Below are 8,524 nucleotides of genomic sequence, written 5' to 3' on the forward strand. Positions count from 1 at the left end.
CTCAAGTTTCATCTCCAACTGTCCCAGAGCCTCTTGCAGCTCGCTTTGCGCTTGTTCATGTTCCTTTACAAGGCTGTCTTTTTGTTCAAGGGTTTGCTTATATTCGCTCTCTATGGTTTGATAATCGGCAATGGTTTGTTCCCTTTGCCGAAGCGCCTGTTCAAGGCCGGATTTAACTTGCTGCAGTTCGTCGATAAAGCTGTCTTTTTGTGAAAGAAGTTGTTCGAATTTCTCTTTTTGCTGTCCAAGTTTTCTAATAGCTTCATCCTTTAAGAGAGAAATTTGCTCTAATTGCGCTTCTTTCTCTTGATATTTCTCGATACTATCGTCCTTTTGTGAAAGTAGTTCTTTGAAATCATTTTCTTGCTGCTGAAGTTTTTTAATGGCTTCCTCTTTTTGTAGAAGGAGCTGCCTGAGTTCCGCTTCTTGACGCTGAACATTATCGATTGCTCTATCTTTTTGAAGAATAAGCTGCTTCAATTCATTCTGTTCCTTTTGATAGTTCGCTATGAGATTATCTTTTTGCAGGAGGGTATGCTTTGTTTTTTCTTCCTGTTTCTGGTAATTATGGATGCTTTGCTGCTTTTGCTGAAGAACTTGCTTAAGTTCAGCTTCTTTGGCTGTAAGATCATGTAATTGTTTTTTTAAATCCTGAATTATTTCTGTATATTCTGTTTCTTTTTCTCGATAGCTCTTAATCTCCACACTTTTTTGTTCCAGGGCTTCTTCATATTCCTTTTTCTTTTCCTGATAATGCTCAATTTTACTGCTTAACGATTTAATTTTTTCTTTTGTCGAGAAGCTTGTGGCATTGCGTAGAGATTTTGCTGCGGCATTTTTTCGCTGTTTGCCCGGCTCCTGCATTCTTCTAGGGGCCATGATGGATCACTCCTTTACCGGGATTTACAGTCCTTCTATCTAACGATATCCTTTTTGCCTTCACAATTAAGAAATAGGCAGGGCCATTACCCTATATACATATATGAAGTGATAAAGGAAGTGTGCATGAAAAAGGAGAAGGGAGAAAAGAAGAATGAGATTTATCGTGATCTATCGCAATACGGTTTTTTTTCGGGTAATGGAGCTTGCTGTCACCGCTGAAGAACTTGCCAGAGGATTGCTCGGGAGAAGTACTGCGGGGAATGGATTGTTTCTAATGGAAGCAAACCGTATTCATACGTACGGAATGAGAATGGCCATCGATGCTGTGTATCTAAACAAGGATGGGATTGTTATCGGCTTGGAGGAAAATATTCAGCCGAACCGGGAAGGGAAGAGAATAAGAGAAACAAATCATGTGGTTGAATTTGATACCGCCACGATTCAAAAAGGGCGTATAAGAATCGGCGAACGCTGGTGTTGGCAAGCTTTGATTTAGTATAAGATATATAAAGACAACCTCACCGCAAGCAGTGAGGTTGTTTCAAAGGACTTTGCTTATTGAACAATGGTCCCATTAGGGAATGGTCGGAGGATTGAGAACATCCGGGAATGTTACGCAGTCCTGGATAGTCAGCTCAGCATCAGGGACGAGGGCTACGGTAGCGCTAAAGATAGTGACACCCGAAGTATCCGTAAGTGTCAATATGAAAGCGTCAGGCAATCCAGGTACGGGATTTTCTACAAGTGTAAGTGTATAGGATACCTGCTCCTGCAGTCCGGTCGCGGTGAATGTCCGGACAGCGGTACCGGTAACGGTCGCTGTAAGTGCTCCTACTATTCCCGCTATATCTTGGACTAGGCAGGTTGGCGGACTGATTGATACCGGTCTGAGAGTAAAGCTTTGATCTCCCGGGATGTCAGGCTCGGGTACCGGAACAGGTGTTGTCGTCGGGAGCGGCGTCGTATCAAAGAAGGTAAAGGAGAACGTGCTGGCTCCCGGATTGCAGTTCGGGCAAATATCGGCAATCAATTGTACGGTACCAACTTCAGGTACACCGAGTATATCGACAGTTGCACCTGTCACCAGGGTGTTAACTACCGCCTGGCAGTCGCAGTTCGGTACCGGGAAGAGGTCCGGACACTGCGGCGGGAAGTTGAACGGCGGGCATTCGAAGCCTCTTTCAGGCGGCAGCGGAATAATCGGACGTGGCTGGCAGAATTTAGCCAGAACCTCGAGTTTTACCTCTGCCTCTACCTGAATTTCCTTACAAATCGTTACCTCCAGTTCGATCATGTCACCAAGCAGCACGTTCAGTGTCGGCGTGCAATCAATAGCGGTAATACGGCACAGAATGTTCTCGCGGCCCAGCGGTTCGGGAACGCAGAGAACAAACTCATCGTCAAAGCGGACGATAACCGGGAAGCGGCAGAGTTCAGTTCCCGTTGTTTCATCGAAGATGGCGACGGTAAGCGTAACGGTAAACAATACACGAACAACGGCGGCCTCTACCAACCGACCGTTTACGTTCACTGTGACCGGCCGACGAATGCTGATAACGTCACAGCGGAATTCTGTCCCCGGAGCCGGAGTCAGCTGCGGTTTTGGAATCAGCGGGAATACCGGAGGAACGTCCGGCTCAACGCACTCATGCGCAGGACGTTTCCTGCCGCAAGCGCTGCGTCTACTGCAGGGCGGCAAGTATCCGGAATAGCGACTTTGTTCCGGTATCGGGTGGCGGAAACGATCCAGTCGTATACCTTTTGTACGCGAATGCATTCTTCCTGAAGGTTGTTAGGCCTTGGAGGTGCAATAGTGGTGGTAACTGGAACCTGCGCGCCTTGGATTTTTCTAATGTTTCTCAAAGCATAAGCCTTCCTTTCTGTAAGAAGATGATGGAGATACCATATATTATGGGAGTATGGCTATACTTGCTCACCTAGGAAAGCTAATTTTAGGCAGATATATAAAAAATAGGCGCTATCCGAGTACAAATAAACTTGAAAGCGCCACTAAAAACCTGCGATGTTTCATGCCTGTTTAGATATAGAAAGATGAAAAAGGCGCCTGATTTTCTTTTCAAAAGAGAATCGGGCTTTTTTTAATGCTCTCTATTTAAGGGCAATGGTTATCACCTATTTTAACTGAAAGAGAGCACACAACATTGTATCAAGCCATATTTTGGCATTAAAGAAACAAGCTTAAAGGAGAAATAAGCATTGAAAAGCCAAACCATTTTAGTAACCGGCTGTGCGGGGTTTATCGGTTTTCACACAGTAAGACGACTGTTGGATGAAAATTATCGGGTAATCGGCATCGATAATATAAACGATTATTATGATGTTTCTCTGAAGGAAGCCAGATTAAAGATGATTGAGTCCCACCCGAATTTTTCGTTCTATAAATTTTCTCTGGAAGACCAGCATACTTTGGTGAGCATCTTTAGGAAATATCCTATAAACGCAGTGATCCATCTAGCTGCTCAGGCGGGAGTGAGATATAGTCTCAAAAATCCGCAGTCCTATATAAATTCGAACATTGTTGGCTTTTTCAATCTTTTAGAAGCTTGCCGTTGCTTTGAAATAGGGAATTTTATGTACGCCTCATCAAGTTCCGTGTATGGTGCTAACACACGAATGCCGTTTTCCGTTCATCATCCTGTTAATCATCCTGTAAGTTTGTACGCGGCAACCAAAAAGTCGAATGAATTAATGGCGCATACATACAGCTATTTATTTTCGATATCTACAATCGGCTTGCGGTTTTTTACAGTATATGGGCCGTGGGGCCGTCCGGATATGGCTTTGTTTTTGTTTACAAAAGCCATTTTGGAAGATAAAGCGATTGACGTTTATAACTATGGAAAAATGCGAAGGGATTTTACCTATATTGATGACATTGTAGAAAGTATAGTCCGGCTATTAAAAAAGAAAGCACTCTCTAATCCGTTATGGGATGCGAATGAACCCGATCCGGCGACAAGCAGAGCGCCTTACCGGATTTACAATATAGGAAGCGGAAATCCGGTAGAGTTGCTTACATTTATTACTGAACTTGAAAATGCCCTCGGAAAGAAGGTGAAAAAGAATTTTATTCCTTTGCAGCAAGGAGATGTACCGGAAACATATGCCGATGTCAGCGATTTAGTACGCGACATTGCTTTTAATCCTAAGACTCCGATCAAAGAAGGAATCGCGAATTTTGTTTCATGGTATAAGCGATATTATGGGGTGAAGTAAATGAAGAGAAGAATAGGTGTGGTCGGACTTGGATATGTGGGGTTATCCGTGGCCGTTTCATTCGGAAAAAAACAGCGGGTGATCGGATTTGATATAAACATGCGCCGTATAGCCGAACTTAAGGCCGGTGTAGATAACAACGGTGAGGTATCGAGCGAAGAATTGCAGAAAGCCAACATTGATTATACACCGGACGCCAAAAAACTGGGTGAATGCGACTTCATCATTGTAGCGGTACCGACACCCATTGATAACATGAAGCAACCGGATGCAACGCTGTTGAAAAAAGCTTCCCGCACGGTCGGTAAGCACCTTTCCCGCGGAACCATTGTCGTCTACGAATCAACAGTATATCCAGGAATGACCGAAGAAGTATGCTCTCCAATTCTTGAAAAAAGCTCAGGCTTACTAGCTGGCAAAGACTTTTTTATCGGTTATTCCCCTGAAAGAATAAATCCGGGGGACAGAAAGTGTACGTTTGAAACCATTACCAAGGTTGTATCCGGACAAAATGAGGAAGTATTGTCCATTATCGCGGAGGTATATGGTTCTGTGGTGAAAGCAGGAATTTACAGGGCCCCGTCGATTCGAGTAGCAGAGGCGGCCAAGATCATTGAGAACACTCAACGGGATGTAAACATCGCTTTAATGAACGAGCTCGCTATTATTTTCGATAAGTTAAAAATTGAAACAACCGAAGTATTGGCAGCGGCAAAAACAAAGTGGAACTTCCTTCCGTTTACACCGGGCCTGGTAGGCGGTCACTGCATTGGGGTTGATCCTTACTATCTTGCGTACAAAGCGGAAAGTGTGGGATACCGTCCTGAAGTAATATTGGCAGGACGAAGAATTAACGATAAAATGGGCAATTTTATTGCACATTCCATAATGAAACAAATGGTTCGTTTAGGGATTGGCGTTCAAGCGGCGACAGTCACCATTCTTGGCGTCACATTCAAGGAGAACGTTTCTGATATACGGAACTCCCGCGTCATTGACATTGTGAAGGAGTTGCACGAATTCGGGATAAACGTCCAAGTTTCGGATCCGAAAGCCGACGCGGATGAAGTCTATAAAGAATATGGAATACGACTCGTACCGATGGATAAACTCCTGCCTGCCCATACAGTCATCATAGCCGTTGCCCACCGGGAATATGCTGCAATAACGTGGAAGGAAATCTCTGCTTTGCTTGTGAACGGCGGGGGTCTGGTGGCAGATGTAAAGGGGGTGCTAAAAGAAAATAATTGTCCACAGGACATTACGTTATGGAGGCTGTAATTATGGACAGGAAACCAATCATTCTTCTTTTGGTGGATCGGCCCGGCTGGGCTTTCGATATAGTAGCCCATTCAATCGTAAAACACCTCAGTTACAAATATGACTTCATTGTTCGTTATGTAATTTATAGACCAGATTTAAGTAAAGATAGATTCGATATTTTGTACGTTTTCTTTTGGGGGGAAACATATCACCGTCAATTTATTGATAATCCGAAGCGCGTAATTAAAGAAGTCAGTAGTCATAGATGGGAAAATGAAGGCTTAACGCCCAAAGTAATGGTTGAGAAGTATTTGGTTGATGCCGATACGGTGGTAGTTACTTCCAAAAGACTTCAGAAATTATTAGCGTCTTATTGTGAAGTTTACCATTGTCCCACAGGCTTTGAGCCTGCATCGTTTTATTATAAAAAAGAGCGCACAGGCCATATGCAAGTAGGATGGGCAGGTAATCAAAGTGATCCGTGTAAGGGATTACATGACATTATTATACCAGCGTGTCAAGGAAGGTTTTCGTTTCGGATGGCAGGGGGCTCGTTAAGTCAAAAGGAGATGGTTGATTTTTATAATTCGATCGATGTACTTTGTGTTGCATCGACAGCGGAAGGGGAACCTTTGCCGCTTATTGAAGGAATGGCATGCGGCGTATTTCCGGTATGTACAAATGTAGGAATTGTTCCTGAATTGATTAAGCACGGTGCGAATGGGCTGATCATTGAGCGAAGTGTTGAAGCCTTTATCCGAGCTTTAATGTGGTGCAATAGTAATTTGCAGGGGATTAGACAAATAGGGAAGATGAATGCGATAAGTCTTGCTGGGCATCGAACATGGAAATCAGTCATAAGGAATGTTGAAAATGTACTTTCGCATGTTGCAAAAAAGAATGGATTTGAAAAGAAGTAATGAGGAGGAAAAGAAGGTGAGGCATAAATCTATAAAAGAGAATACGGAAATCGATTATAGCGAGCATTTCAACGTCCTGAATCCCGGTGGTACAAACGAAAGTACTTATTTAGCGTGTCGTTATTATTACGAAGCAGAAGTAAAAGCGCTTCTTCCAGAAGACAAAAGCGCCAAAATCGTAGATATTGGTAGCGGATACGGTCATCTATTGCGCTATTTAAAAGAATTAGGCTATCTCCATATAGGAGCCGTCGATTCAAGTGAAAAGCTGATTCAAGAAGTGAAGAGTTATTTAGGGAGCGGTTTAGATTTTGCTTGTAGGGCCGATGCAATTCAATTCTTGTGTCAACTTCCTACCCGATTCGATTTTATTACTCTTTTTGATGTTCTTGAGCATTTTACATTAGAAGATGCAAAAAAGCTTGCAAGGGCGGTACGAGAATCTTTGAAAGACGGGGGAAGAGTCGTCATTCGGACACCAAATATGGCCAATATACTAGGAATGTACTCACGGTATATGGATTTAACACATTATCACGGATATACCGAATTGAGTTTAAGACAGTTGCTTAGGGAGGCTGGTTTCAGCACGATAGAACTTCACTTTCCCGATTGGTCGTCATATCCTGAGAGGGTAAAAAATCAACAGGAAAATATTGAGATTCACAAAAAACTTTTTAGACTTCATGACCGGGTCGAGCCAAAATGTTTTGACAAAAATATTATTATGTGGGCTCGAAAGTAAGAGCATCATAATACCGCTATTAAAAGGGAAAATAAATGGAATGGAGTGGAGTGATGTATGAGAATAGCGTTTGTTACTACGGAATACGTAACAGAGAACGATTATGACGGCGGACTTGCCAATTATCTGTATCGTGTATGCTTATCGCTAAAAAAGATGGGCCATCAGCCCATTGTTGTTGTTTCTTCTAATAGAACCGAGAAAATTATGCATAATGGAGTGGAGGTGCACAGAGTTCGCGTTTTGCCACCCCATAATAAATTCACTCGCATGACGGGCGGCAAGATGCCGATAGCATTGATATGGATGCAGATAAGCAGAGAGTTAAATAAAACGGTAAGAAGAATTCATAAAGAGAACTCTTTGTCTATTATTCAATATGCAAGCTGTGCGGCTACGGCACTTTTCAGGGTTAAGGAGATTCCTGCGGTCATTCGCCTATCCAGTTATCAGCCGCTGCTGCACAAGGGATATGGAATTACCGCTCCCACAGAGGATCAAAAACGGTTGGAAGAGCTAGAAACCAAAGCTTTCCGTAAAGTGGACGGCTTGTTTGGTCCAAGCAGAGTGATAGGCCTGGAAGTTCAAAAAGCAACCAATATCAAGGTGGATATTATCGAGACGCCGTTTGTTTTGGATGCGGAAATTTTGGATAGGAACCCATACAATCAGTGGATTTCAGGAAAGAAGTATGTGCTCTTTTTCGGTACTCTGGGTATCCTGAAAGGTGTCGCTACCATTGCGGAAATTATCCATAGCCTATTGGCGAGAAACAAAGACCTGTTTTTTGTTTTTATAGGTAAGGATTTCGGGTATCGGGGCAGAACCATGATCGAGTTTGTACGGGAGAAAGCCAGGGAGCATAAAGGAAGAGTGATTCATCTGGGAAAGATGCCCCATAGTCAGCTTTATCCGATTTTAAGCCGCGCCGAGCTGGTCGTTTTGCCTTCCAGGACGGATAACTTTCCCAACACATGTTTAGAAGCCATGGCGCATAAAAAGATAGTGATAGGCACAAAAGGGACCAGTTTTGAGCAGTTGATTACAGATGGGGTGAACGGGTTTTTGGTGGAAAGAGACAATCCCTTTGACTTGTTGCAAACAATCGAAAAGGCCCTTTCGCTGGATGGACAAAAAAAGAGAGTATTAGAAGAAGCGGCATACAATCGTATTTTACGGCTTTCTCCAGATATAGTTGTAAAAGAGTTGGTTGATTATTATAAGAAAATCATGACGTCCTTTTCCGGTTAATTTGATTACTATCGGGCTGTTCCAGAAACGATTCTTTTATTTTAGAACAGGCTGTCAATCAGGAAGGCCAACAGCCTGTTGTTCTCGATTAGAAAGGAATGTTGAATGTAGTCATATACCAATCGTCGTCATATTTCCGACGGGTAAAGTACGCCTGTCTCTGTTTGAGAACGCCGTTTTCAAGAACGGCTGCCACGATTTTTTCCGGATCGGAATGTTTAATTAA

At 43.1% G+C, this 8,524-nt stretch carries 8 protein-coding genes; 6 read left to right on the forward strand and 2 right to left on the reverse strand.

The window, feature by feature from the left end:
* On the reverse strand, window positions 1-864 hold an 864-nt coding region (locus tag ADA01nite_RS20755), incomplete at its 3' end, for a coiled-coil domain-containing protein (RefSeq protein WP_146812344.1).
* 169 nt (window positions 865-1,033) lie between these two features.
* Here ADA01nite_RS20755 and ADA01nite_RS20760 point away from each other — a divergent pair.
* Window positions 1,034-1,378 carry a DUF192 domain-containing protein gene (locus tag ADA01nite_RS20760; RefSeq protein ID WP_146812345.1) on the forward strand — a complete coding sequence of 115 codons (345 nt, stop codon included), beginning with the start codon at window positions 1,034-1,036 and terminating at the stop codon, window positions 1,376-1,378.
* A 78-nt stretch (window positions 1,379-1,456) separates the two neighbouring features.
* Here ADA01nite_RS20760 and ADA01nite_RS20765 read toward each other — a convergent pair whose 3' ends face one another.
* The gene (locus tag ADA01nite_RS20765) at window positions 1,457-2,659 is read right to left on the reverse strand and encodes a BMQ_0737 family morphogenetic spore coat protein (protein WP_246147443.1); all 1,203 of its coding nucleotides are present in this window, start codon (window positions 2,657-2,659) and stop codon (window positions 1,457-1,459) included.
* Between the two features lie 440 nt (window positions 2,660-3,099).
* Between ADA01nite_RS20765 and ADA01nite_RS20770 the strand changes: the two genes are divergently transcribed.
* The 5 genes from ADA01nite_RS20770 to ADA01nite_RS20790 are packed head-to-tail and all read left to right on the forward strand — an operon-like array spanning window position 3,100 to window position 8,298.
* Window positions 3,100-4,119, forward strand: a complete 1,020-nt coding sequence (locus ADA01nite_RS20770) for an NAD-dependent epimerase (RefSeq protein WP_146812346.1) — start codon at window positions 3,100-3,102, stop codon at window positions 4,117-4,119.
* A complete protein-coding gene (locus tag ADA01nite_RS20775; protein ID WP_146812347.1) occupies window positions 4,120-5,400 on the forward strand; it encodes a nucleotide sugar dehydrogenase in 1,281 nt (426 codons plus the stop codon). It begins immediately after the preceding gene.
* 2 nt (window positions 5,401-5,402) lie between these two features.
* Entirely contained in the window at window positions 5,403-6,302 is a 900-nt protein-coding gene (locus ADA01nite_RS20780) for a glycosyltransferase family 4 protein (RefSeq protein ID WP_170230406.1), read from the forward strand.
* A gap of 16 nt (window positions 6,303-6,318) precedes the next feature.
* Complete coding sequence (locus ADA01nite_RS20785; RefSeq protein ID WP_170230407.1) at window positions 6,319-7,047, forward strand: class I SAM-dependent methyltransferase; 729 nt, start codon at window positions 6,319-6,321, stop codon at window positions 7,045-7,047.
* Window positions 7,048-7,104: 57 nt separating this feature from the next.
* The gene (locus ADA01nite_RS20790; protein ID WP_146812350.1) at window positions 7,105-8,298 is read left to right on the forward strand and encodes a glycosyltransferase family 4 protein; all 1,194 of its coding nucleotides are present in this window, start codon (window positions 7,105-7,107) and stop codon (window positions 8,296-8,298) included.
* Window positions 8,299-8,524: the final 226 nt, after the last annotated feature.

It is taken from the genome of Aneurinibacillus danicus (assembly GCF_007991215.1).
GTDB lineage: Bacteria > Bacillota > Bacilli > Aneurinibacillales > Aneurinibacillaceae > Aneurinibacillus > Aneurinibacillus danicus.

Excerpts from the sequence above, each read along its gene's own strand:
- ADA01nite_RS20790 (WP_146812350.1), top strand. The coding sequence starts at position 7,105 with ATGAGAATAGCGTTTGTTACTACGGAATACGTAACAGAGAACGATTAT.
- ADA01nite_RS20775 (WP_146812347.1), top strand. The coding sequence starts at position 4,120 with ATGAAGAGAAGAATAGGTGTGGTCGGACTTGGATATGTGGGGTTATCC.
- ADA01nite_RS20760 (WP_146812345.1), top strand. The coding sequence starts at position 1,034 with ATGAGATTTATCGTGATCTATCGCAATACGGTTTTTTTTCGGGTAATG.
- ADA01nite_RS20765 (WP_246147443.1), bottom strand. The coding sequence starts at position 2,659 with ATGCATTCGCGTACAAAAGGTATACGACTGGATCGTTTCCGCCACCCG.
- ADA01nite_RS20780 (WP_170230406.1), top strand. The coding sequence starts at position 5,403 with ATGGACAGGAAACCAATCATTCTTCTTTTGGTGGATCGGCCCGGCTGG.